The organism is Streptomyces sp. NBC_01003, from assembly GCF_045162695.1.
Classification (GTDB): Bacteria; Actinomycetota; Actinomycetes; order Streptomycetales; family Streptomycetaceae; genus Streptomyces.
On the sequence record NZ_CP108707.1, the window covers coordinates 9,051,066 to 9,075,349 of the forward strand.

The following is a 24,284-nucleotide window of genomic DNA, read 5'->3' on the forward strand; positions in this document are numbered from 1 at the left end:
TAAATCGATGCAGTGAGGCTAGGAGCCGCTCGTGAGACGCGTCAACCGCCCGTGCGCAACAATCTTTTGGGCCGATCACAGGGAGCTGCCGATTCGCTGAACCTGCGAGCCAGATCTAGTAAATCGGTACACTGGAGTGGAACACTGCACGGGACAGTCGGGAAGTCGCAGCTAGCCGGAGGTGGCACGGCATTGAACGGGGTTACGATCCATCAGGTCGCGGAGGCGGCCGGGGTGTCCGCGAGCACGGTGTCCAACGTTCTCAACGGCCGCACCGACCGGATGCAGCCCGCCACCCTGGCCCGGGTCGAGCAGGCGATAGAGCAGCTGAGCTACCGGCCCAACCGCGCGGCCCGCATGCTCCGCACCGGTCGCATCCAGGTCATCGGCCTCATCGTGCCCTCCGTCGCGAACCCGTTCTGGGGTGCTCTCGCCCGTGAGCTGGAGGCCGTCGCGCTCGCCGAGGGCTACCACGTGCTCCTGTGCAACAGCGAGCGCGACCCGGCCAGGGAGCTCAAGTACGGCGAGGAGCTTCTCGCGGACGGGGTGAGCGGCGTGGTGCTGTGCTCCTCCCTCCCCTCGCTCGACCACGTGGCGCCCCTGCTGAAGCGGGGGCTCAAGATGGTGGCCTTCGACCGCGCCGCCCAGGCCGGCGACCCGCCGTCCCTGGCCAGCATCAGCGTCGACAACGCGATGGGCGCCGAACTGGCCACCCGCCATCTCCTCGACCTCGGTCACCGGCGGCTCGCGTTCGTCTCGGGCTCGGTCAACAGCGTCAACCGGCGGGAGCGACTGCGCGGTTTCCGGTCGGCCCTGGAGGAGGCGGGCATCGACCCGGCCCGCGCGGTCGTCTGGCCGGGCGCGGCCACCAGCGAGTTCGGCGACAAGGAGTCCGCCGAGCTGGGCCGCTCGGCCGCGCGCGAGTTGCTGGCCGCGCCGGAGCCGCCGAGCGGGTTCGTCGCGATCAACGACATGTGCGCGATCGGCGTGTGCCGGGGTGCGCGCGACGCAGGGCTGAGCGCGGGCCGCGAGGTCTCGGTGGTCGGGTTCGACGACATCCTGCTCGCCGAGCTCTTCGAGCCTCCGCTGACCACCGTCCGCCAGCCGCTCCCGGAGATGGCGGCGGAGACCTTCCAGCAGTTGCGCGCCCGCATCGAGTCCACGTCGGGTGCCGGGCGTTCGCTCCTGATCCGGCCGCGGCTCGTGGTGCGGGAGTCGACCGCGGCGGGCCCCGCCGGAAGCCTTGGTGCCCGGTGAGGAGGGCACAAAGGCCCGGGCATGGGGGACGTCGGGCCTGTCAAAGAGCGTGCGGGCCCGGGGTACGGTCGAGCGACCGAGGGGGTTCGAGGAGGAACGAGGTGGCGCCGTCAGGCTCCTCGCCGTGCCGACACGACGCCGACCCCGAACGAGCAGGTGCGGCGCGGTCAGCTCATCGAGGCGACGATCGACCTGATCTGCGAAAGGGGTTGTGCCGCGGCGTCCCTGTCGGCCATCGCCCAGCAGGCCGGGATGTCCAAGGCCGCGGTCCTCTACCACTTCTCGTCCAAGGACAACCTGACGCGGGCGCCCCTCACGCACGTCCTCGACTCGGTCACGGCGTACGTCACCGAGCGCGTGGCACACGCGGCCGGACCTAAGGGGGCCGTCCTCGCCTATGTGCGCTCGGTGGTCGGCTACCAGCGCACGGAGCGGCGCCACGTCCACGTCATCGCCGAGATGCTCCTCGACCGGCGGAGTGGCGCCGCGTCCCCGGTGGGGCGCTGGGGCATGCTGGCCCGGCTGCTCGCCGACGGCCGACGGGCGGGCGTGTTCCGTGAGTTCGACCCGGAGGTGGTGGCGCTCGCCGTCGGCGGCGCCATCGAGGGAGTGCTGTCCCACTGGCTGACGCACCCCGAATTCGACCTGGACGCAGCGGCGTCCGAGCTGGAGACGTTCACGCTGTACGCGATCGAACGTCCCCGGCCCGGCCTGCCCGCCCAGGCGTCCCCGGCGTCTTCGGTGCCGCGCTCAGTCCTCTGAGCGCGACCACCCCACCGCCTCGATCCGCGCCGCGTCGGACGGGCGTGCCTCGTCGAACACGGTCCGGCGGCCGTCGGTGACGCGCACCCCGTCCACGTACACCCCGCGCCCCACGTACAACTGGTCGGTCGCGTAGCGCCAGCGCAGGCGGACCTGGCTGCCCTTGAAGGCGCCGAGGGCGGCGGTCAGGCGGTGCCAGGCGCGGCCCGACCAGCCGTCGGCCATGCCCTTGGGGTGGTCCTCGGCGCTCTCACCCTTGCGCGTGGTCGCGAACGGCAGGGCCTGCCAGGTCGCCCCGGCGTCGGCCGATGCCTCCAGGTACAGGAAGTCGGAGTGGGGCTCCGTGTCCCACCACAGGTCGCAGGCGAAGGCCGCCGTGTCGGAGGTGACGTCGAGGCCGGGCAGCGTGAGTGTCGCCGACGTGGCGCTCGTCATGCCGGAGAACCAGGCGGTGCGCCCGTGCGCGGGGCGTACGGCGACGGCGCGGGCAAGGTTGTTCGCGGTGGCGACCCGGGGAGCGGAGCCGGATCGCCAAGTACGCACGGGGTGCACGGAGTTGCCGAGCACGACGAGGAACGAGTCCGTCGTCGGGTCGAGGACGATGGACGTGCCCGTGAAGCCGGTGTGCCCGGCCGTGCGCGGTGTCGCCATCGCGCCCATGTACCAGTGCTGGTAGAGCTCGAAGCCGAGGCCGTGCTCGTCGCCGGGGAACGCCTGGTTGAAGTCGGTGAACAGCAGCCGTACCGACTCCTCGGACAGGACGCGCGCCTTGCCGTACGCACCCCCGTTGAGGAGCGTGCGGCCGAGGATCGCGAGGTCCCACGCGCAGGAGAAGACACCGGCGTGGCCCGCCACACCGCCCAGCCCGAACGCGTTCTCGTCGTGCACCTCGCCCCAGACGAGTCCGCGGTCGAGGCCGGACCAGGGCAGGCGCGCGTCCTCCGTCGCGGCGATCTTCGGCTTCCACGAGGCGGGCGGGTTGTAGCGGGTGCGGCGCATGCCGAGGGGGCCCGTGATCCGCTCGTGCAGGAGCACGTCCAGGGTCTGGCCCGTCAGCTTCTCCAGGACCAGTTGGAGCGAGATCAGATTGAGGTCGGAGTAGAGGTACACGGTGCCGGGCGGGTTGAGAGGCGCCTCGTTCCAGATGAGGCGGAGCTGGCCCTCGCGCGTCGTCTCCTTGTAGAGGGGGATCCAGGCGCGGAATCCCGAGGTGTGCGTGAGGAGTTGACGGATCGTGATGTCCTGCTTGCCGGCGCCCGCGAAGTCGGGGATGTACGAGGCGACCGTGGCCTCCAGCTCCAGCTTGCCGCGCTCGATCTCCTGTACGGCGATGAGCGAGGTGAACAGTTTCGACACGGAGGCCAGGTCGTAGACCGTGTCCTCGGCCGCCGCGATCTGCTGGTCGGCGGGGAACTCCACACCCGTGTCGGTCTTGTCGTCGTAGGCCGAGTAGCGCACGGCCTTGCCGATCGGCTGGTGGAGTGCGACCGTGCCGCCGCGGCCGGCGAGCAGTACGGCGCCCGCGTACCAGGGGTGCTTGGGGGAGGGGGCGAGGAACTTCTCGGCGTCGGCGACGAGTTGGCGCAGATGCCCGGCGATCAGGCCGGCCCGCTCGGGGGACCCGCGGCGCAGCGTGGTTCCGTGCCCGTCGGCGTGCCCGCCCGTGTGCGTGTCCGCCGCTGAGGCGGGCCCCGCCGGGAACGGGGCGATGGCCAGTGCCCCGCCCAACGCCAGCACACCCGCGCCCAGTTGGCGACGGGACAGCCCGTCGTCCGTGCCGTGCAATCTGTCCGCCGCGCCGTCGGTCATGAACGAACCCCTTCTGAAAGAATCTTTCGGGATCTAGCTCGACGCATGAAACTTTCATGTCAGGTTCCGGTCGTGTCAAGCCTCGGAAATGCGTCGCAGAAATCTGACGCAGCATCAGAAAGTGTCTTCCCTCGTTCGGAGGAGTGCGGCATTCTGCGCCCATGCAGACGGAGCTGAGCAAGAAACTGGGGATCGAGCACGCCATCTTCGGCTTCACGCCCTTCCCGGCGGTGGCCGCCGCCATCAGCAGGGCCGGGGGGTTCGGCGTGCTCGGCGCGGTTCGCTACACCGCACCCGACGACCTGGCCCGCGACCTCGACTGGATGCAGGAGCACGTCGACGGCGCGCCCTACGGGCTCGATGTCGTGATGCCCGCGAAGAAGGTCGAGGGCCCGAACCACCAGAAACTGACCGAGGCCGACGTCGAGGCGATGATCCCCGAAGGACACCGCCAGTTCGTCAGAGACACCCTCGCCAAGCACGGGGTGCCCGAGCTCGCCGAGGGCGAGACGTCGGGCTGGCGCATCACCGGCTGGATGGAGCAGGTCGCCCGCAGCCAGCTGGATGTCGCCTTCGACTACCCGATCAAACTCCTTGCCAACGCGCTCGGTTCACCGCCCGCCGACGTCGTCCGGCGCGCCCACGACCACGACGTCCTCGTGGCCGCTCTCGCGGGCAGCGCCCGGCACGCCCGTAAACACGCGGACGCCGGCATCGACATCGTCGTCGCGCAGGGCTACGAGGCGGGCGGACACACCGGCGAGATCGCCTCCATGGTGCTCACGCCCGAAGCGGTCGACGCCGTGTCGCCGCTGCCCGTCCTCGCGGCCGGCGGCATCGGCAGCGGGGAACAGATCGCGGCGGCCCTCGCGCTCGGCGCCCAGGGCGTCTGGCTCGGCTCCCTCTGGCTCACCACCACCGAGGCCGACCTCCACTCCCGCGCCCTCACCGCCAAACTGCTCGCGGCCGGCTCCGGCGACACCGTCCGCTCCCGCGCCCTGACCGGCAAGCCCGCGCGCCAGCTCCGCACGGAGTGGACCGACGCCTGGGACGACCCGTCGGGCCCCGGCACGCTGCCCATGCCGCTCCAGGGGCTGCTCGTCGCCGAGGCCGTGTCCCGTATCCAGAAGTACGAGGTCGATCCGCTGCTCGGCACGCCCGTCGGGCAGATCGTCGGCCGGATGACGAGCGAACGCCCCGTCCAGGCCGTGTTCGACGACCTCACGCGCAGCTTCGAGCGCGCCGTCGACCGCATCAACCGCATCGCAGGAAGGAGCGGCCAGTCGTGAGCACAGGCCCCCACACCGACAGCGCGCCCCCCAACGGATTCTGGGCCCAGGCCACCGCAGATCCCGGCCGTACCGTCCTCGTCGCACCCGACGGGGAGGAGTGGACCGCGGGCCGGCTGCAAGCCGACGTGAACAAGCTCGTGCACGGCCTGCGGGCCGCCGGGCTCGAACGGGGCGACGCGTTCGCCGTCGTCCTGCCCAACGGAGTCGAGTTCTTCACCGCGTTCCTCGCCGCCTCCCAGGCCGGCTTCTACCTCGTGCCGGTCAACCACCATCTGGTCGGCCCCGAGATCGCCTGGATCGTCGCCGACTCCGGAGCGAAGGTCCTGATCGCGCACGAGCGGTTCGCCGAACAGGCCGTGGCCGCCGCCGACGAGGCGGCACTCCCGGCAGCGCAGCGGTACGCGGTCGGAGCCGTCGACGGCTTCCGCCCGTACGCCCAACTCCTCGACGGGCAGCCCGAGGCGGTGCCGGACGACCGCACTCTCGGCTGGGTCATGAACTACACCTCGGGCACCACCGGCCGCCCCCGCGGCATCCGCCGCCCCCTGCCCGGCAAACTGCCCGAGGAGACCTACCTCGGCGGGTTCCTCGGCATCTTCGGCATCAAGCCGTTCGACGACAACGTCCACCTCGTCTGCTCGCCGCTCTACCACACCGCCGTGCTCCAGTTCGCGGGCGCGTCCCTGCACATCGGGCACACCCTCGTCCTGATGGACAAGTGGACCCCCGAGGACATGCTGCGCCTCATCGACACCTTCAAGTGCACGCACACGCACATGGTGCCGACCCAGTTCCACCGTCTGCTCGCCCTGCCCGACAGCGTCAGGAGCGCGTACGACGTGTCGGCGATGCGGCACGCCATCCACGGCGCCGCGCCCTGCCCCGACCACGTCAAGCGCGCGATGATCGACTGGTGGGGCCACAGCGTCGAGGAGTACTACGCGGCCAGTGAGGGCGGCGGCGCCTTCGCGACCGCCGAGGACTGGCTGAAGAAGCCGGGCACGGTCGGCAGGGCCTGGCCCATCAGCGAACTCGCCGTGTTCGACGACGACGGCAACCGGCTGCCGCCCGGCGAACTCGGCACCGTCTACATGAAGATGAGCACCGGAGGATTCTCGTACCACAAGGACGAGACCAAGACGAAGAAGAACCGCATCGGCGACTTCTTCACCGTCGGCGACCTCGGCATTCTCGACGAGGACGGGTATCTCTTCCTTCGCGACCGCAAGATCGACATGATCATCTCGGGCGGCGTCAACATCTACCCCGCCGAGATCGAGTCCGCGCTCCTCACCCACCCGGCCGTCGCCGACGCCGCGGCCTTCGGGATCCCGAACGACGACTGGGGCGAGGAGGTCAAGGCGGTCGTCGAACCCGCGGAGGGGCACACGGCCACAGACACCCTCGCCGCCGAGATCCTCGCCCACTGCGAGCGCCAACTCGCGGCCTACAAACGGCCCAAGACCGTCGACTTCATCGAGACGATGCCGCGCGACCCGAACGGCAAACTCTACAAGCGCCGTCTGCGCGACCCCTATTGGGAGGGCCGCACCCGCGCGATGTGACCCACGCGGGGTCTGACGTCAGGAGCGGCCCGGGGGCATTGCCCCGAGCCGCTCCCGTCGTTCAGTCGTGCACCCGCAGCACCTTCAGCGCCGGTGACTTCAGGATGTCCTTCTCGCAGAAGCGCGAGGTCACCCACTGCCCGTCCGAGAACAGGTGTGTCTGGTCGCTGTAGTGGGGCGAGTTGGGGTTCGAGGACTGGGAGTACGTCAGCAGGGTGCGGGCCACCGGGCAGCCGCCGCCGTTCCAGCCGACGGCCTGGAGGTAGCTCGACCCGTGGACGACCTCCGTGTAGCCGCCCGCCTTCGCGTCCCACACCGTCTCGACCTTGTTCCACACGCCGAGGGACTCCGTGCCGCCGTGGACGGGGATGCGCTTGCCGCCGCGTACGACAAACTGGTGCGCGCCGAGCGGGTCGTCCAGGGCGATCCCGGCCGACCGCAGCTCGACCACCGCGTCGGCGAGTGCCGTCGCGAAGCCCGGCGCCTGCGTGTTCAGCGTGTTCGGCGTGCGCACCGGGTCGGCGGCCGAGAACGGCATCTTCCACAGCTTGTCGTTCGGCACGGCCGCCGTGAGCCCCCGCCAGAACCGGTCGAAGAGCAGCGCGCCACGGCTCGAGGTGCGCATCGTGTGATCCCACTTCTTGAGCACATCGCAGGCCTGGCCGACATCAACAGCCTTGCCGTCGGTGCTTGTTGCCATGCCGTCCGGCAGCGCCGCGCACGCGCGCGCCGTGTCCGCCGCCGCCAGATCCGCCGCGGGCACCCGGTCGGCGAACTGCTGCCGCTGGAGGTCCGGGACGGTCAGGCCGCCCCGACTCGCCATCGCCGAGACGTCCTCGACGCCGCCGCGCGTCCGCATCGACCGCTGCGTGCCCACCGTCCCGAAGACCCGTTCGTACCCCGTCAGCGGCCGGTCGGCGTTGGCCAGCCAGGCGCTGTCGTTCGAGTTCTCCACGTACGGCGCGTCCTTGAGGACCGGCATCCTGGACGGTCCGAAGATGCCCGGCTGCACGGCGTCCTTGTCGGAGCCGAGCGCGCAGTCGCCGCGCGAGCCGTCCAGGACCGCGACGCCGGACGCCGGATACGTCACCTTGCCGAGCGGCGTCGAGCAGCGCGCGGCCAGGTCGTCGGTGATCCGGGGCAGCACCTGCGCCTGCGCGAACAGCGAGTGCCCGGAGGCGTCGGCGGCGATCGTGTTCACCCAGGGAAGCCCCTGCGTGCGCTTCAGCGAGCGCAGCACGTCGTCCGTGGAGCGCGCCTTGCTGAACCCGAGTCCCGTGTCGGAGGCGCGCAGGTTCAGGGCGTTCGGGTCGTTCAGCGCGTACGCCGTCGTGGCCGTCCAGGGCAGCGGCAGCGACGCGCCGAGCGAGTTCACGATCGGCCCGTACCGCGTCCACCACTGGGTGCGGGTGACCGGCGCACCGTCCTTCACCGCGACGCTCACGGTCCGCTTCGTCATCCGCTCCGGCTTGCCGTCGACGAGGTACGCGGTCGGGTCGGCCGAGTCCAGTGTCAACTGGTGGAGATTGAGCGTGACGCCCGTCGCGACGGTGTGGCTCCAGGCGATACGGGAGTTGTGGCCGATCGAGATCGTCGTCGAGCCGAGGAGCGAGCCGCCGGAGACGTTCAGCTCACCGGGAATCGTCTGCTGGGACTGCCAGAAGCGACGGCCCCCCTGCCACGGGTAGTGCGGGTTGCCGAGGAGCAGACCGCGGCCGTTCGCCGTGGTGGCACCGCTGAACGCGACAGCGTTGGACCCCATGTCGGCGTCCTCGTTCGAGAACAGCTCCTTGGCCGCCGCGGCTGTCGTGGCCTTGTCCGGCGTATGGGCAGGGGCTTCAGCGGAGGGCGGCTGCGCGCCGGCGTCGCCCGGTGGTTGCGCGGTCGGTGGCTGTGCGGCCGTGATGCCGTCCACGCCGCGGCCCTGTCCGCCGAGCACGGCGAGAGCGAAGCCGTGCGCCGCGACGTCCGTGGCCGTCACCGGGCGCACCCAGTCCGCGCCCTTGCAGGCGGGGTCGGTGATCCGGTTCTGCTTGAGCCATGCGTTGTACCCGGCGGCGAAGCCCCGCATCGTCTCCTTCACCTCGCGGCTCGGGCCCGCGGGCGCCGGCTGGGTGAGGAGCTTCTCCACGGTGCCCGCCTCACGGACTCCCCGGAAGTAGAGGTCGCTGGAGACGTTCTTCGTGGCCGAGGAAAGGGAGCCGTCAGGGGCCGCGTCGGGCCCGAAGTAGCGGGAGCGCTCGCCGCGCACGGTGACGAATCCGTCGGCGAGCGCGCACACCTGGTCGGCGGCCTGCGCCCACCCGGTGCCGAAGCCCAGGCCCGCGTAGTCCTTGGCGACGATATGCGGAAGGCCGAACTCGGTGTAGCGGATCGTGGCGGACAGGCCGCCGCCGTGCGGGTGGTGCTCGGGCCGGCCGTGGCCGCCGGCGGCCGCCGACGGGAGTGAGGCCGTGGTGCTCAGCGCGGTCAACAGGGCGAAACCGATGACCGCGAGACGTCTCGGGCGGGTGCGCATCGTGCCTCCCAACTGGAGTGAGGGAAGGGGCGGTTGAGCGTACCAACGGGTATGCCCGGAAGGGCGGCGTCCGGTGCGGCCTCCGTGCGACGCGCGTCACCAGCCTTGATTTCGCGTCGGCCGGGGCACAGGATCGCGCCATGACGCGTGTCCGGGATGAACAAGACGTACGTGCCAGCACGGTCGACGGGACGCTGCGCCGCAGCGCACGACGCACCCCCGAGCGCGTCGCCGTCCGCTACGGCCCGCGCACATGGACGTACGCCGAACTCGACGCGGCCGTCTCGCGCGCGGCCGGCGTACTGCGCGGCCTGGGCCTCGGACGAGGGGACCGCGTCGGTGCGTACGGGCACAACTCGGACGCCTACCTGATCGGCTTCCTGGCCTGTTCGCGCGCCGGGCTCGTGCACGTGCCGGTCAACCAGAACCTCACGGGAGACGACCTCTCCTACATCGTCGGCCAGTCGGGCTGCGCGCTCGTACTGACCGATCCCGACCTGGCGGACCGGCTCCCCGCGGGCGTGCGCACCCTGGCGCTGCGCGACGCGGACGACTCGCTGCTCGCCCGGATCCCGTCCGCCGAGCCGTACGACGGACCGCAGCCCGACGCCGACGACCTGGTGCAGCTCCTGTACACCTCCGGCACTACCGCGCTGCCCAAGGGCGCGATGATGTCGCACCGGGCGCTCGTCCACGAGTACGTCAGCGCGATCCATGCACTCGGCCTCACGGAGACGGACCGGCCCGTCCACTCACTGCCGCTCTACCACTCGGCGCAGATGCACGTCTTCCTGCTGCCCTACCTCGCCGTCGGCGCGCAGAACACGATCCTCGACGCACCGGACGCCGCGACAATCTTCGACCTGGTGGAGGCGGGCGAGGGCGACAGCCTCTTCGCGCCGCCCACCGTCTGGATCGGCCTCTCGCAGCACCCGGACTTCGCCACCCGGGACCTGAGCGGCCTGCGCAAGGCCTTCTACGGCGCGTCGATCATGCCGGTGCCGGTTCTGGAACGGCTCCGCGCGCGCCTGCCCGGACTCGCCTTCTACAACTGCTTCGGCCAGAGCGAGATCGGGCCGCTCGCGACCGTCCTCGGACCCGACGAGCACGAGGGCCGGATGGACTCGTGCGGGCGGCCCGTCCTGTTCGTCGAGGCGCGGGTCGTCGACGAGGACGGGAAGGAGGTGCCCGACGGCACGGCCGGTGAAGTGGTCTACCGCTCACCGCAGTTGTGCGACGGCTACTGGGACAAGCCGCAGGAGACCGAGGCGGCCTTCCGCGACGGCTGGTTCCGCTCGGGGGACCTCGCGGTGCGCGACGGCGAGGGCTACTTCACCGTCGTCGACCGCGTGAAGGACGTCATCAACTCCGGGGGAGTGCTCGTCGCCTCACGCCAGGTCGAGGACGCGCTCTACACCCACCCGCAGGTGGCCGAGACCGCCGTCATCGGCCTGCCCGACGAGCGCTGGATCGAGGCAGTCACGGCCGTCGTGGTCCGTGGCGGCGGCGAGGTGACCGAGGCGGAGCTCATCGCCCACGCGCGCGAGAAGCTCGCCCACTTCAAGGCGCCCAAGCGGGTCGTCTTCGTGGACGAACTCCCGCGCAACGCCAGCGGCAAGATCCTCAAGCGCGAGCTGCGGGACCGTTTCGGTACGGCGCACTGAGCCCGCCGGAAAATGACGAGCGGAGGCGGCCGGGGCCCTGTTACGGTCCGGCCATGAAGCGACGCGCGGCTGCCATGACGACGACGCCGGAGAGTGTCCCGGCGCGCTGACAGCTGTCTCAGTCCGAAGCCCCGGGGCGAGTGCCCCGGGGCTTCGCCATGGGACCACTCGCCCGACGACCGCGAGGGATCCCCAGATGAACGAGCAGAAGCACGACCAGCAGAACCACGAGCGGCGCAGTGAAGAACACGCGAAGCGCGAGAGCCACAGGCCCGAGGGTCCGCAGCACGACCACCGCAGGCTCGGCCGCGAGCTCGGCCTCTTCGGCACCGACCCGCTGATCGGCGCGGGACTGCCCTACTGGCTGCCCGACGGCGTGGCCGTACGGCACACCCTCGAGGAGTACATCCGCACCGCTGAGCGGCGGGCCGGCTACCGGCACGTGTACTCGCCGGTCCTCGGCAAGCGCGAGCTGTACGAGATCTCGGGGCACTGGTCGCTCCCCCAAGCTCTCGGCTCCGCTCGAGCAGGGGGGACCCCCATCAGCGACGACATGTTTCCCCGATGGACCTGGGCGGCGAGCAGGTCGTCCTGCGGCCCAGTCTCTGTCCCCACCACGCCGTGATCTACCGTTCCCGCTCCCACAGCTATCGCGAACTCCCGCTGCGTATGGCGGAGCTGGGCGGCATGTACCGCTCCGAGCTGTCGGGCGTGCTCGGCGGCCTGACCCGCGTACGGGCCATCCAGCTCAACGACGCGCATATCTTCTGCACCCTAGACCAGGTGGCCGACGAGGCGCAGGCGGCCCTGGAGATGATCCGCAGGGCCTACGAGGCGCTCGGCATCAGCCCGGCGCGCTACCGGCTCTCTCTGCCGGGCCCGGGCGGCAAGTACGTCGCCGCCCCCGGGATGTGGAAGCGCTCGACCGCGCTGCTCACCGACGTCCTCGACCGCTCGGGTCTTCCCTACGAGGCGGCCGAGGGAGAGGCCGCGTTCTACGGGCCCAAGATCGACGTCCAGGTCGCCGACGGCGCGGGACGTGAGTCGACCCTCTCCACCGTCCAGGTCGACTTCCACCAGCCCGAGCGTTTCGACCTGCACTACATCGGCCCGGACGGGGCGAAACACCGCCCGGTGATGGTCCACCGCAGCATCATCGGCAGCGTGGAACGGGCCGTCGCCCACCTCATCGAGCAGCACGGAGGTGCCTTCCCGGCGTGGCTCGCCCCCACCCAGGTGGCGATCCTGCCGATCTCGGACGCAGAGCTTCCGCACGCCGACGCCCTCGCGCGGCGGTGCGCCGAGCTGGGGCTGCGGGCGGAGGTCGCGGGCCCCGAGCACGGCACCCTGGGCGCCCGCGTCCGGGAGGCCAGGCTCGTGCCGTACCAGGCGGTCATCGGTGCGAGAGAGGCGGTGGACGGTCGGGTCGCGCTGCGCCTGCGCGACGGCCGCCGTCCCGCCCCGCTGCCCGCCGAGGAGGCGCTCGCCAGGATCGGGGCAGTCGTCGACGCGTACGGGCACGACCTGTGGAGCGACGCGAGCTGACGGAATCGGGGCCGATGGGGGCGGGTTACCCCTCCCGCCCCCGCAGGTCCACGATGCGCTTGATCTTGCCCACCGAACGCTCCAGCGTCTCCGGGTCCACGACCTCGACCGTCACCGAGACGCCGATGCCGTCCTTCACGCCGGTGGCGATGGTGCGGGCCGCCGCGTCGCGTTCGGCGGCGGTCGCGTCGGCGCGGGCCTCCGCGCGTACCGTCAGGGCGTCCATGCGGCCCGCGCGGGTCAGCCGGAGCTGGAAGTGGGGGGCGACGCCCGGCGTGCGCAGGACGATCTCCTCGACCTGGGTCGGAAAGAGGTTCACGCCGCGCAGGATCACCATGTCGTCGCTGCGGCCCGTCACCTTCTCCATGCGGCGGAAGGAGGGGCGGGCCGTGCCGGGCAGGAGCCGGGTCAGGTCCCGTGTCCGGTAGCGGATCACAGGCATGGCCTCCTTGGTGAGCGAGGTGAACACCAGCTCGCCCTGCTCACCGTCCGGCAGCACCTCGCCGGTGATCGGGTCGACGACCTCCGGATAGAACTGGTCCTCCCAGATGTGGAGCCCGTCCTTCGTCTCGACGCACTCCTGGGCGACGCCCGGGCCCATCACCTCGGAGAGGCCGTAGATGTCGACGGCGTCGATGGCGAAACGCTCCTCGATCTCGCGGCGCATCTCCTCGGTCCACGGTTCGGCGCCGAAGACGCCGACCTTGAGGGACGTGCTGCGCGGGTCGACGCCCTGGCGCTCGAACTCGTCGAGGATCGTCAGCATGTACGAGGGGGTGACCATGATGATCTCGGGGCGGAAGTCCTGGATCAGCCGCACCTGGCGGGCGGTCATGCCGCCGGACGCGGGGATGACCGTGCAGCCGAGCCGCTCGGCGCCGTAGTGCGCGCCGAGCCCGCCCGTGAACAGGCCGTATCCGTAAGCGACATGGACCTTGTGGCCGGGCCGGGCGCCCGCCGCGCGCAGGGAGCGCGCCACCATGTCGGCCCACATGGAGAGGTCGTTCTCCGTGTAGCCGACGACGGTGGGCAGGCCGGTGGTGCCGCTGGACGCGTGCAGCCGGCGCACATCCGTCTCCGGCACGGCGAACATCCCGAACGGGTAGTTGTCCCGCAGGTCGGTCTTCGTGGTGAACGGGAAGCGGGCGAGGTCGGCGAGCGAGCGGCAGTCCTCGGGGTGCACGCCCGCCTTGTCGAAGGACGCGCGGTAGAACGGCACCTTCTCGTACACGCGGCGCAGTGTCGCCCGCAGCCGCTCCAGCTGCTGCGCGTGCAGCTCCTCGGGGCCGAGCAGTTCCCCCGCGTCCAGCAGTTCTGTCATCGTCGACCGCACTCCCGAGCCCTGAGGGCCGACCGACCACCCGCACTGATATAACGGGCAAATCGGTCGACCGATCATTCGGTTGATCCGTTCAGGGCCAGTAATTCAAGGGGCGGGGGCAGGCGTCAAGAGGCGGGACGGACTCAATCGCCGGCCGGGCGCCCTCGGATTCCCTCAGGCGCCACCGGCGGCCTCGTGGACGTACGGAGTCGTCGTGCTCAGGGCGGCGAAGCCGAGGCGTTCCAGGATCGGGCGGCTCATGCTGGAGGCGTCGACCTGGAGGTAGCGGTAGCCGAGCTCGGCGGCGATGCGGGTACGGAACGCGACGAGGCTGCGGTAGATCCCGCGCCCGCGCCACTCGGCGACGGTGCCGCCGCCCCACAGGCTCGCGAAGTCCGTCCCCGGGTGCGTCTCCATACGGGCCGCGCTCACCGGCACGTCCCCGGCCAGCGCGAGCACCGCGGGAACGGCGTCCGGGTCCTCGGCGAGCTGGGCGAGGAGCTGGTGCCGGGTGAGGCCGAGACTCCTGCCGAAGGCCTTGTCGTGCACCGTTGACATGAGGTCGACACCGGCCTCGTCGGTGACGGGGAGCAGCCGGATCCCCTCGGGAGGCGGGACATCTGCCGGCAGGTCCGCGACCTCGGCGACCAGGAGGGTCTCCACGGGCTCGGGGACGAATCCGGCGGCCGTGAGCCGCCGCGGAAGGTCGTGCGGCAGGTCGTGCCCGTACACCTTCCACTCGAATTCACGTCCGAGGCCGGTGAAATGGCGTACCTGCGCGGCGATCGCCGCGTCGGCCGAGTGCTCGTCGAGGTCCGACCACACGACGCCGTTCCAGGAGCTGCCCTCGGCGCCGGTCTGCCGCACCACGCCGTCCACCCGCTCGACCCGCGCGCCGGGGCCGTCGGGCCTCGCGTCCCGTCTCATCTGCCGGTCGAACAGGCGCAGCACCGCTTGGTGATCCATCCGGTCACTCCAGCACCGGGACGACGGGGCGGCAACCGGATTGATCCCCGGCGCGAGGCCGTGTCCCGCCACGCGCCGTCGCCATGCCCCGCTACGAGCCCCGGTCGCGCAAGCTACGCCCCGTCCGCCGCCACCGCCCGCGCCCACCGGTAGTCCGCCTTGCCGCTGGGTGAGCGCTGGATGCGGTCGGTCAGGACCAGCTGGCGGGGGATCTTGTAGCCCGCGAGGCGGGTGCGGCAGTGGGTCTGGATGTCGTCGAGCGAGGGCGCTTTTGCACCGTCGCGCAGTTGGACCACCGCGGCGACGTGATTGCCCCACTTGGCGTCGGGCACGCCGGCCACCAGCGCGTCGTACACGTCGGGATGGGACTTCAGGGCCTGCTCGACCTCTTCCGGATACACTTTCTCGCCGCCCGTGTTGATGCACTGCGAGCCGCGTCCGAGGACCGTGACGACACCGCCCTCGTCGACCGTCGCCATGTCCCCGAGCAGCACCCACCGCTCGTCGCCCTTCTGGAAGAACGTCTCGGCCGTTTTCGCGGGGTCGTTGTAGTAGCCGAGCGGGACGTGCCCGCGCTGGGCGATGCGGCCCGGCTCGCCGGGGGCGACGGGTTCGTACGTCGCCGGATCGACCACCTGCGTACGGGAGTTGACCCGCAGGCGGAAGCCCTTCTCCGGGCCGGAGTCGTCCGTCGCCGTGCCGTTGAAGCCGGACTCGGACGAGCCGAAGTTGTTCAGGAGCATCACGTTCGGGACGAGCGCCTGGAACTGCGCGCGCACCGTCTCCGACATGATCGCGCCCGACGACGAGACGCTGAACATCGACGAGCAGTCCGTGCCCTTCATCGGCCCGTTCAGCGCGTCGATCAGGGGCCGCAGCATCGCGTCCCCGACGAGCGACATGCTCGTGACCTTCTCCTTCTCGACCGTACGCAGCACTTCTTCGGGCACGAACTTCGTGTGGATGACGAGGCGTTGGCCGAAGTTGAAGCCGATGAAAGCGGTGAGCGTGGACGTGCCGTGCATCAGGGGAGGGGTGGGGAAGAAGGTGATCCCGTCGCCGCCGGCCGCCACGCGCTCGGACAGCTCCTCCGGCCTGCTGACCGGCTCGCCCGTCGGCGCGCCGCCGCCGAGCCCCGAGAAGAACAGGTCCTCCTGGCGCCACATCACGCCCTTGGGCATGCCGGTCGTGCCGCCCGTGTAGATGATGAAGAGGTCGTCGGCCGAGCGCGGCCCGAAGTCGCGCTCCGGCGAGCCCGTGGCCTCCGCCTCCGTGAAGTCCACGGCCTTGACAGGCGGAGCGCCGGTCGGCGGGGTTCCGACGCGCACGAGGTGGCGCAGCTTCTCCGTCTGCGGCTGGGCGGCCGCGACGCGTTCGGTGAACTCGGCGTCGAAGACGAGCGCCGCGAGGTCCGCGTCACGGTAGAGGTAGACCAACTCCTCTTCCACGTAACGGTAGTTGACGTTGACGGGCACGATCCGCGCCTTGAGACAGGCGAGCACCGTCTGGAGGTACTCGATGCCGTTGTAGAGGTGCAGGCCCAGGTGTTCGCCGGGGCGGATCCCGCTGTCGATCAGGTGGTGCGCGAGGCGATTGGCCGCCGCGTCGAGTCCGGCGTACGTGAGCCGGCGCTCCGCGCCCGTGCCGGGATGGTCGATGTGCACGAGCGCCTCGCGGTCGGGGACCACGTCGACGACCGACTCGAACAGGTCGGCAAGGTTGTACTCCACCGCTCCTCCTGACCCAGGCGCCATCTCGATGTGGCCGTCATCTCAGCAGAGCCGCATGGAACAGGGAAGGGCCCCCGCACAAGAAATCTGACTGACTGTCAGAAAACTCTTGAACTGGCCACCCGCCTACTGCAACCTGTTCTCGCATCCGAGACGTACGCGGCATCCGAGACGCATCCGAGACGGGAGCACGGCCATGGGTGGCACGGAACACGACGCGGGACACGGGACGGGGCACGGGACGGAACACCTCGCGGTGCGGCGCGAAGGCGCCACCCTGGTCCTCACGCTCAACAGGCCCGAGGCCAAGAACGCGCTCTCCCTGCCGATGCTCGTCGGTCTCCACGACGGATGGGTCGCCGCCGACGAGGACGACTCGATCCGGTCGGTCGTCCTGACCGGCGCGGGCGGCACCTTCTGCGCCGGCATGGACCTCAAGGCCCTCGCCGGCAAGGGGATGGAAGGCGAGCAGTACCGGGACCGTCTCAAGGCCGACCCCGATCTCCACTGGAAGGCGATGCTGCGCCACCACCGGCCCCGTAAACCCGTGATCGCCGCCGTCGAGGGCTACTGCGTGGCCGGCGGCACGGAGATCCTCCAGGGCACCGACATCCGCGTCGCCGCCGAGAGCGCGACGTTCGGACTCTCCGAGGTCAAGCGAGCCCTCTTCCCGATCGGCGGATCCACCGTACGGCTGCAGCGCCAGATCCCGCGCACCCACGCCCTGGAGATGCTGCTGACCGGCAGGCACTACAGCGCGGCCGAGGCCCTCTCCATCGGGCTGATCGGCAGCGTCGTCCCGACCGGCACCGCGCTCGACAAGGCCCTGGAGATCGCCGAGCAGGTCAACGCCTGCGGCCCGCTCGCGGTGGAGGCGGTGAAGGCCTCGGTGTACGAGACCGCCGAGATGACCGAGACCGACGGCCTCAAGTCCGAACTGGAGCGCGGCTGGCCGATCTTCGCCACCGAGGACGCGAAGGAGGGCCCCAGGGCCTTCGCCGAGAAGCGTCCCGCCGTCTACCGGCGCGCGTGAAGCCCTCCGACCGCCAAGGAGTCATGAAGTGCCCGAAGTCCTCAAAGCCCCGCTCGTCGTCGAGTTCCCCTTCACCCGCTCGCTCGGGCCCGTCCAGAGCGCGTTCCTGACCGGCCTGCGCGAACGCACCGTCCTCGGTGTGAAGACCACCGACGGCAAGGTCATGGTCCCGCCCGTCGAGTACGACCCCGTCACCGCCGACGAACTCCGCGACCTCGTGGAGGTCGAGTCCACCGGCACCGTCACCACCTGGGCCTGGAATGCCGAACCCCGCCGCGGTCAGCCCCTCGGCACACCCTTCGCCTGGGTCCTGGTCAGGCTCGACGGCGCCGACACCGCCCTCCTGCACGCACTCGACGCGCCGGGCCCCGACGCCGTGACCACCGGCATGCGCGTCCGCGTCCGCTGGGCCGCCGAACGCACCGGCGCCATCACCGACATCGCCTGCTTCGAGCCGTACGAGGGCGAGGCCGCGGATGCCGAACCCGCCTCGCACGACGGGCAGTTCGACGATGCGATCACCGGGATCGTCGCTCAGGCCCGTCTCGACTACGTGTACTCCCCGGGCCGCGCCCAGACCGCGTACATCAACGCCCTCGCCGACCGGCGCACCGTCGGCGAACGCTGCCCGTCCTGCCGCAAGGTCTACGTCCCGCCGCGCGGCGCCTGCCCCACCTGCGGCGTCGCCACGACCGACCGGGTCGAGGTCGGCCCGGCCGGCACCGTCACCACCTTCTGCATCGTCAACGTCAAGGCCAGGAACCTCGACATCGAACTGCCCTACGTCTACGCCCACATCGCGCTCGACGGCGCCGACCTCGCGCTCCACGGCCGCATCGCCGGCATCCCGTACGACCAGGTGCGAATGGGCCTCAGGGTCGAGCCGGTGTGGACCGAGGGCGGGCGCTACCCCGACCACTACCGGCCCACCGGCGAACCGGACGCCGACTACGACACGTACAAGGAGCTGGTGTAGATGCGAGAGGTAGCGATCGTCGCCTTCGCGCAGAGCGACCATCTGCGCACGACCGACGAACTCTCCGAGGTCGACATGGTGATGCCGGTGCTGCACCAGGTCCTGGCGCAGACCGGCCTCAGGACGAGCGACATCGGCTTCACCTGCTCCGGCTCCTCCGACTATCTCGCGGGCCGCGCCTTCTCCTTCACCATGACCCTCGACGGCGTGGGCGCCTGGCCGCCGATCTCCGAGTCGCATGTGGAGATGGACGGTGCCTGGGCGATGTACGAGGCCTGGGTGAAGCTGCTGACCGGCGAGGTCGACACCGCGCTCGTCTACTCGTACGGCAAGTCCTCGCCGGGCTCGGTGCGCGATGTGCTCACGCGCCAGCTCGACCCGTACTATGTGGCCCCGCTGTGGCCGGATTCCGTTGCCCTGGCGGCACTTCAGGCGCAGGCCCTGATCGACGCGGGCGAGACCGACGAACCCGCGCTCGCCGGGATCGCCGCAAGGAGTCGGGAGTCCGCGTCGGCCAACTCCCACGCACAGGTGAAGGGTTCGGTGCCGCAGGGCGACTACGAGGTGCAGCCGCTGCGCAAGGGCGACTGCCCGCCCGTCAGCGACGGCGCCGTCGCCGTGATCCTGGCGGCCGGGGACAAGGCCCGCGCATTGTGCGAGCGGCCGGCCTGGATCCGCGGCATGGACCACCGCATCGAGGCGCACAGTCTGGGAGTCCGCGACCTCACCGACTCCCCGTCCTCGCGGCTCGCCGCCGAGCGAGCGGGTGCTTTCGAACGGCCGGTGGACACCGCCGAGTTGCATGCACCGTTCACCTCCCAGGAGGTCGTCCTGCGCAAGGCGCTGAAGCTGGGCGACGGCGTGGCCGTGAACCCCTCCGGCGGCGCGCTCGCCGCCAACCCGGTCATGGCCGCGGGTCTGCTGCGTATCGGAGAGGCCGCCGCCCGTATCCACCGCGGTGAGTCCGACCGGGCACTCGCGCATGCCACGTCCGGCCCCTGTCTGCAGCAGAACCTGGTCGCCGTCCTGGAAGGAGACGCCCGATGAGCAGCACGGTGAGCGGCGGGGTGAGCGCCGGGGTCAACAAAGAACCCGTGGCCGTCGTCGGTATCGGCCAGACCAAGCACGTCGCGGCCCGCAAGGACGTCTCGATCGCCGGACTGGTCCGTGAGGCGGCCCAACGTGCCCTGGAAGATGCCCGGTTGACGTGGGCGGACATCGACGCCGTGGTGATAGGCAAGGCCCCGGACTTCTTCGAGGGCGTCATGATGCCCGAGCTGTATCTCGCGGACGCGCTCGGCGCGGTCGGCAAGCCCATGCTCCGCGTGCACACGGCGGGCTCGGTCGGCGGTTCCACCGCCCTCGTCGCCACCAACCTCGTGGCGTCCCGCGTCCACAGGACCGTCCTCACCCTCGCCTTCGAGAAGCAGTCCGAGTCGAATGCGATGTGGGGCCTGTCCCTGCCGATCCCCTTCACGCAGCCGCTGCTCGCCGGCGCCGGCGGCTTCTTCGCCCCGCACGTCCGCGCGTACATGCGGCGTACCGGCGCACCCGACCACGTCGGCTCTCTGGTCGCGTACAAGGACCGGCGAAACGCGCTGAAGAACCCCTACGCGCATCTGCACGAGCACGGCATCACTCTGGAGAAGGTCCAGTCCTCGCCCATGCTGTGGGACCCGGTCCGCTACTCCGAGACCTGCCCGTCCTCCGACGGCGCGTGCGCCATGATCCTCACCGACCGTGCGGGCGCGGCCCGTTCGCCGCAGCCGCCGGCCTGGATGCACGGTGGCGCGATGCGCAGCGAGCCGACCATGTTCGCGGGCAAGGACTTCGTCTCGCCGCAGGCCGGCAAGGACTGTGCCGCCGACGTCTACCGGCAGGCGGGCATCGCCGACCCGCGCCGCGAGATCGACGCCGTCGAGATGTACGTGCCGTTCTCCTGGTACGAGCCGATGTGGCTGGAGAACCTCGGCTTCGCCGACGAGGGCGAGGGCTGGAAGCTCACAGAATCGGGCGTCACGGAACTCGACGGCGACCTCCCCGTCAACATGTCGGGCGGCGTCCTGTCCACCAACCCCATCGGCGCCTCCGGCATGATCCGCTTCGCGGAGGCCGCGCTCCAGGTCCGGGGGCAGGCCGGAGAACACCAGGTCGACGGCGCCCGCAAGGTGCTCGGGCACGCCTACGGGGGCGGCTCGCAGTTCTTCTCGATGTGGCTCGTCGGGGCGCAGCCGCCCACGTCCTGAACGGCTCGCCGCCGCGGCCTGTCCGCCGCGCGGGCCGATCGCTAGGCTGGCGGGCGGACGACGAACCGGGAGGAGCACGGACGTGGCCGAAAGCACCATGGAGCAGCACACGCTCGCGGGTTGGGACAAGCCGGACCTCGATCTGAGTGCCGCGGACTGGCATTCGAGCAGCAAGGGGCTGGGGGACGTCCAGATCGCCTTCGTCGAAGGCTTCATCGCGATGCGCAATGGCGGCAGTCCCCATAACCCGTCCCTGATCTTCACGCCCGCGGAATGGGGGGCGTTCGTGCTGGGGGCACGCGAGGGGGAGTTCGATCTGACCTGAGCCGGGCTGACCCTGAGGGGGTCTGACCTCGGCAGGTCTGACCCGAGCCGGTCCGGCCCGAGCCGCGGTCAGGTGACGTTTCCGGCTTTTCCGGCGACATGTGGCATACGGCCCTGCCCCTTGGCCCCGGTGTGCGCGAGGCTGGGGGCAGGAACAGTCGCTCTTGCCGGGGCCCGTCGACACCGTGCCCCGGTGTCGGAGGTTGGACATGAGTGCCCCGCGCCCCCTGCCCGTCGTGGCCGCCGTCGACGGATCCGAAGACAGCCTGCGCGCCCTGGAATGGGCGCTGACGGAAGCGGGCAGGCGCGGGGCGCCCGTGCGGATCGCCCATGTGCGCCAGTACGCCCCCTGGACCCAGCCAGGGGTACTGGTGTCCGGCCCGCCGGAGCCCGCGGGCGACGCGGTCCTCGACGAGGTGCGCGCCACCCTGACCGGTCGAGGCGATCTGCCGCCGGTCGAATACGTGACCTTGGAGGGCGCTCCGGCGGCCGTCCTGGCGGAACTCGGCTCCGAGGCGCAGCTATTGGTCCTCGGCTCACGGGGGCGCGGCGGCTTCGCCAGTCTGCTGCTCGGTTCGAACGGTGTGGCCGCGGCACGGGACGCCGCCTGCCCCGTCGTCGTGGTGCCCAGGCCCGGGCGCGCCGTGCACGGTGACGACGACCTACCGCCCGGACCGCGCGTGGTCGTCGGCGTCGAGGTGGACGAGCCCGACGACACCCTCCTCGCCTTCGCCTTCGAGGAGGCCGATCGGGGCGGGGCGCGGCTCCAGGTGATCGCGGCGTTCCCGTGGCCGGTGCTCGCCTGGACGACGTTCGGCGACTTCACGCCCACGACCGTCGACCAGGAAGCGGCCGAGAGCGAGACCCTGACCCTCGTGAACGCTGCCGTGGCGCCCTTCCGCAAGGCGCACCCCGACGTCGAGGTCGACCTGTACGTGGCGCCGGGCGACGCGGCCGGGCACCTCGTCGAGAACTCCCGCGAGGCGGACCTCGTGGTCGTGGGCCGCCACCGCCGCCGCCTCACGCGCCCCGCGCCGATGCTCGGCACGGTGACGTTGGCGGTACTGCTGCACGCGGCGAGCCCGGTCGCGGTTGTGCCGCCGGTTCTGGAGGTCGCGCCCTAGAAGGTCTTCAGTGGATCAGTACAGCACCACGCACCCCCGCGCCGTGAGGGCCTCGAGCAGCCCGGACGGCACGTGCAGGTCGTTCCACCGGAGGTCCAGCTTCTCCAGCGCGGGCAGCGCGGCGATCCAGTCGGGCAGGTCGCGCAGCCGGTTGGACCGGAGGTCGAGCCGCCGCAGCAGCGGAAGTCCGCGCAGGGATCCGGGCACGTCGGTGAGGGCGTTCTCGCGCAGTTCGAGTTCCCGCAGCTCACGCAGGTGCCGTACGGAATCGGGGAGGGCGGTGAGGCGGTTGCCGCGCAGCCACAGCTCGCGCAGCGCGGTCAGGCAGCCGATCGATTCGGGGAGCCGGGTGAGGGTGGCGTCCTGGGCGCGCAGCTCCACGAGGCCCTTCATCGAGCCGATCGATTCATGGAGTCCGGTGAGGGTGTTCTCGCCGACGTTGAGATAGGCCAGCCGCGAGAGCCTGCCGAGCGAGTCCGGGAGCGCGGTGAGCTCGTTGTCGTGCAGGTAGAGGAAACGGGTCAGGCTCGTGAGGTCACCGAGCGTGTCCGGGACCGAGGCGAGGCGGTTGTGCCCGAGATCGAGAGTGTGCAGGTGGGGGAGCGATCCGAGGCGGTCGGGGAGCCGGGTGAGTGCGTTGTCGGGCAGGAGGAGAACCTCCAGGCGGGGGTGATCCCACACCTCGTCCGGTACGTCGCTCAGGCCCGCCCGCCAGTACGAGAGCACAGCCGTTGCCTCCCCCGAGAGCTAATGGATGCGCGGGACCTTATCATTAGCCCCATGTGTGACACCAGCACCGGCCAGAACAGCGCACTGCTCGCCCTGGACCTCGTCCTCACCATCCGCCATGACGGGCACGGCGGTGTCGCCGATGACCTCGACCGGCCAGCGGGGCTGACGGCCTGGGTGCGGGAGCGTGCCGAGGTGCTGCCGGGCGCCGCCGGGTTCGAAGCGGACGCTACCGCGCTCGCCGAGGTGCGCGAGGTGCGGGCCGCCGTCCGCGCGCTGTTCGCCCGCGCCGTGCGCCCCGGCGAGCCGAGCCCGGCGGACGCCCACCGGCTGCTCCCCGTGAGCGAGGCCGTGCGGCGGCTCAACGAGGCGGCGGCGCTCGCCCCCACCGTTCCCGTCCTCACCTGGGACGACGGCGCCGTCCCCCTCGTACGCCGTGAGGCGCGCACCCCCGCGTCCGCCCCCGACCTGCTCGCCGCGGCCCTGGCCCGCGCCGCCGTCGGCTTTCTCGCGAGCGACGACCGCGAGCGGCTGCGGGCCTGCCACGCCCCGCGCTGTGTGCGCTACTTCCTCAAGGACCATCCCCGTCAGGAGTGGTGCAAGCCGTCCTGCGGCAACCGCGCACGGGTCGCCCGGCACCACGAGCGGCACCGTGCGGAGGCGGTACGAGACTGAACTCGCCGCGGGGGAGGGGGTGTTGAGTGAGGGCGCCGGCGGGGGCCCGGGCCGGAGTCCCCGGCCGGTTGCACACCGGTGAGCAGACCATTGCGCCGCCGCGGGAACCCCCGGCGCCCCCGGATTCGCCCGCGTCGGCCCGGTCACGACTCCGTCGGGGCCGCGGCCCCCGCGCCGCGGACCGCCCCGATGCACGTACCATTGCGGCATGTCCTTCCTCCGCCGACGCAGCTCCGCCACACCCGCGGGTCCTGACTTCGATGTCCTCGCCATGGACCCGGGCGACTGGCCGGGCAATCTCGGCGCGGGCCTGCTGCCCGCCCCTGACGGCAGCTGCCAGGGCGTTTTCCTGCGCTACGACCTGTTCGGCGGCCGCGGCCCCGCGATGATCATCGGGAACCTGCCCGAGGGCTCCTCGGCCCGTGAGACCGCCGAGGACGAGATCCCCTTCGAGGTCGCCCAGCTCCTTCTCGCGCTGGAGAACGACGAGGAGGTCACCGTCGTCGGCACCGAGGACGTCCCGGTGATGCAGGGCGACAACCTCCTCATCGTGCGCCGCCTCAAGCTCTCCGAGGGCCGTATCTCCTGCGTGCAGTTCGACCGCAGCGACAACGTCCTCGTGACCATCGCGGCCTGGGACCGGCCCATCACGGACGACCTCTACGCGCTTCTGAAGCCGCTGCCCCCCGAGCTGTTCCAGCAGGCCTGAGCCAGGAAAACGGCCGGGCCCGGATCTGCCCCCACGGCA

19 protein-coding genes and 1 pseudogene are annotated in these 24,284 nt (G+C 71.1%); 14 read left to right on the plus strand and 6 right to left on the minus strand.

Going from position 1 to position 24,284, the window contains the following annotated elements:
• Window positions 1-51: 51 nt before the first annotated feature.
• Window positions 52-1,257, plus strand: a complete 1,206-nt coding sequence (locus OG698_RS41575; protein ID WP_406109366.1) for a LacI family DNA-binding transcriptional regulator — start codon at window positions 52-54, stop codon at window positions 1,255-1,257.
• Window positions 1,258-1,413: 156 nt separating this feature from the next.
• The gene (locus OG698_RS41580) at window positions 1,414-2,019 is read left to right on the plus strand and encodes a TetR/AcrR family transcriptional regulator (RefSeq protein WP_406109367.1); all 606 of its coding nucleotides are present in this window, start codon (window positions 1,414-1,416) and stop codon (window positions 2,017-2,019) included.
• Here the strand turns inward: OG698_RS41580 and OG698_RS41585 are convergent.
• On the minus strand, window positions 2,008-3,828 hold the full coding sequence (locus OG698_RS41585; protein ID WP_406109368.1) for a serine hydrolase: 1,821 nt from the start codon (window positions 3,826-3,828) through the stop codon (window positions 2,008-2,010). The two genes, OG698_RS41580 and OG698_RS41585, sit on opposite strands and share 12 nt — an antisense overlap.
• 161 nt (window positions 3,829-3,989) lie before the next feature.
• Here OG698_RS41585 and OG698_RS41590 point away from each other — a divergent pair, with 161 nt between their 5' ends.
• Both OG698_RS41590 and OG698_RS41595 read left to right on the plus strand, forming a co-directional pair.
• Window positions 3,990-5,117 carry an NAD(P)H-dependent flavin oxidoreductase gene (locus OG698_RS41590; protein ID WP_406109369.1) on the plus strand — a complete coding sequence of 376 codons (1,128 nt, stop codon included), beginning with the start codon at window positions 3,990-3,992 and terminating at the stop codon, window positions 5,115-5,117.
• Window positions 5,114-6,685, plus strand: a complete 1,572-nt coding sequence (locus OG698_RS41595) for an acyl-CoA synthetase (protein WP_406109370.1) — start codon at window positions 5,114-5,116, stop codon at window positions 6,683-6,685. The genes OG698_RS41590 and OG698_RS41595 overlap by 4 nt, the downstream gene beginning before the upstream one ends.
• A gap of 61 nt (window positions 6,686-6,746) precedes the next feature.
• On the opposite strand, the gene OG698_RS41600 is transcribed toward OG698_RS41595, so the two are convergent.
• Window positions 6,747-9,203 carry a penicillin acylase family protein gene (locus OG698_RS41600; RefSeq protein WP_406109371.1) on the minus strand — a complete coding sequence of 819 codons (2,457 nt, stop codon included), beginning with the start codon at window positions 9,201-9,203 and terminating at the stop codon, window positions 6,747-6,749.
• Window positions 9,204-9,343: 140 nt separating this feature from the next.
• Here OG698_RS41600 and OG698_RS41605 point away from each other — a divergent pair, with 140 nt between their 5' ends.
• A complete protein-coding gene (locus tag OG698_RS41605) occupies window positions 9,344-10,867 on the plus strand; it encodes an acyl-CoA synthetase (protein ID WP_406109372.1) in 1,524 nt (507 codons plus the stop codon).
• Window positions 10,868-11,063: 196 nt separating this feature from the next.
• Window positions 11,064-12,412: pseudogene (gene thrS, locus OG698_RS41610) on the plus strand (threonine--tRNA ligase).
• A 25-nt stretch (window positions 12,413-12,437) separates the two neighbouring features.
• Here thrS and paaK read toward each other — a convergent pair.
• The 3 genes from paaK to OG698_RS41625 form a co-directional block, all read right to left on the minus strand.
• Complete coding sequence (gene paaK, locus OG698_RS41615) at window positions 12,438-13,733, minus strand: phenylacetate--CoA ligase PaaK (protein WP_406109373.1); 1,296 nt, start codon at window positions 13,731-13,733, stop codon at window positions 12,438-12,440.
• Window positions 13,734-13,907: 174 nt separating this feature from the next.
• On the minus strand, window positions 13,908-14,699 hold the full coding sequence (locus OG698_RS41620; RefSeq protein WP_406109374.1) for a GNAT family N-acetyltransferase: 792 nt from the start codon (window positions 14,697-14,699) through the stop codon (window positions 13,908-13,910).
• Between the two features lie 113 nt (window positions 14,700-14,812).
• Window positions 14,813-16,429, minus strand: coding sequence for an acyl-CoA synthetase (locus tag OG698_RS41625; protein ID WP_406109375.1), 1,617 nt, complete (start codon window positions 16,427-16,429; stop codon window positions 14,813-14,815).
• Window positions 16,430-16,625: 196 nt separating this feature from the next.
• Between OG698_RS41625 and OG698_RS41630 the strand changes: the two genes are divergently transcribed.
• The 6 genes from OG698_RS41630 to OG698_RS41655 all read left to right on the plus strand — a co-directional run bounded on the left by OG698_RS41630 (window position 16,626) and on the right by OG698_RS41655 (window position 22,132).
• Window positions 16,626-17,462 carry a crotonase/enoyl-CoA hydratase family protein gene (locus OG698_RS41630; RefSeq protein WP_406109376.1) on the plus strand — a complete coding sequence of 279 codons (837 nt, stop codon included), beginning with the start codon at window positions 16,626-16,628 and terminating at the stop codon, window positions 17,460-17,462.
• A gap of 28 nt (window positions 17,463-17,490) precedes the next feature.
• Window positions 17,491-18,438, plus strand: a complete 948-nt coding sequence (locus OG698_RS41635) for a Zn-ribbon domain-containing OB-fold protein (RefSeq protein WP_406109377.1) — start codon at window positions 17,491-17,493, stop codon at window positions 18,436-18,438.
• Complete coding sequence (locus OG698_RS41640; RefSeq protein WP_406109378.1) at window positions 18,439-19,485, plus strand: thiolase domain-containing protein; 1,047 nt, start codon at window positions 18,439-18,441, stop codon at window positions 19,483-19,485.
• A complete protein-coding gene (locus tag OG698_RS41645; RefSeq protein WP_406109379.1) occupies window positions 19,482-20,684 on the plus strand; it encodes a thiolase domain-containing protein in 1,203 nt (400 codons plus the stop codon). Before OG698_RS41640 ends, OG698_RS41645 begins: the two co-directional genes overlap by 4 nt.
• Before the next feature lie 97 nt (window positions 20,685-20,781).
• On the plus strand, window positions 20,782-21,009 hold the full coding sequence (locus OG698_RS41650) for a DUF397 domain-containing protein (protein WP_383085598.1): 228 nt from the start codon (window positions 20,782-20,784) through the stop codon (window positions 21,007-21,009).
• 208 nt (window positions 21,010-21,217) lie between these two features.
• Window positions 21,218-22,132 carry a universal stress protein gene (locus tag OG698_RS41655; RefSeq protein WP_406109380.1) on the plus strand — a complete coding sequence of 305 codons (915 nt, stop codon included), beginning with the start codon at window positions 21,218-21,220 and terminating at the stop codon, window positions 22,130-22,132.
• A 15-nt stretch (window positions 22,133-22,147) separates the two neighbouring features.
• Here OG698_RS41655 and OG698_RS41660 read toward each other — a convergent pair whose 3' ends face one another.
• On the minus strand, window positions 22,148-22,858 hold the full coding sequence (locus OG698_RS41660) for a leucine-rich repeat domain-containing protein (protein ID WP_406109381.1): 711 nt from the start codon (window positions 22,856-22,858) through the stop codon (window positions 22,148-22,150).
• Window positions 22,859-22,912: 54 nt separating this feature from the next.
• Here OG698_RS41660 and OG698_RS41665 point away from each other — a divergent pair, with 54 nt between their 5' ends.
• On the plus strand, window positions 22,913-23,536 hold the full coding sequence (locus tag OG698_RS41665) for a CGNR zinc finger domain-containing protein (RefSeq protein ID WP_406109382.1): 624 nt from the start codon (window positions 22,913-22,915) through the stop codon (window positions 23,534-23,536).
• A 208-nt stretch (window positions 23,537-23,744) separates the two neighbouring features.
• The gene (locus OG698_RS41670; protein ID WP_406109383.1) at window positions 23,745-24,245 is read left to right on the plus strand and encodes a hypothetical protein; all 501 of its coding nucleotides are present in this window, start codon (window positions 23,745-23,747) and stop codon (window positions 24,243-24,245) included.
• Window positions 24,246-24,284: the final 39 nt, after the last annotated feature.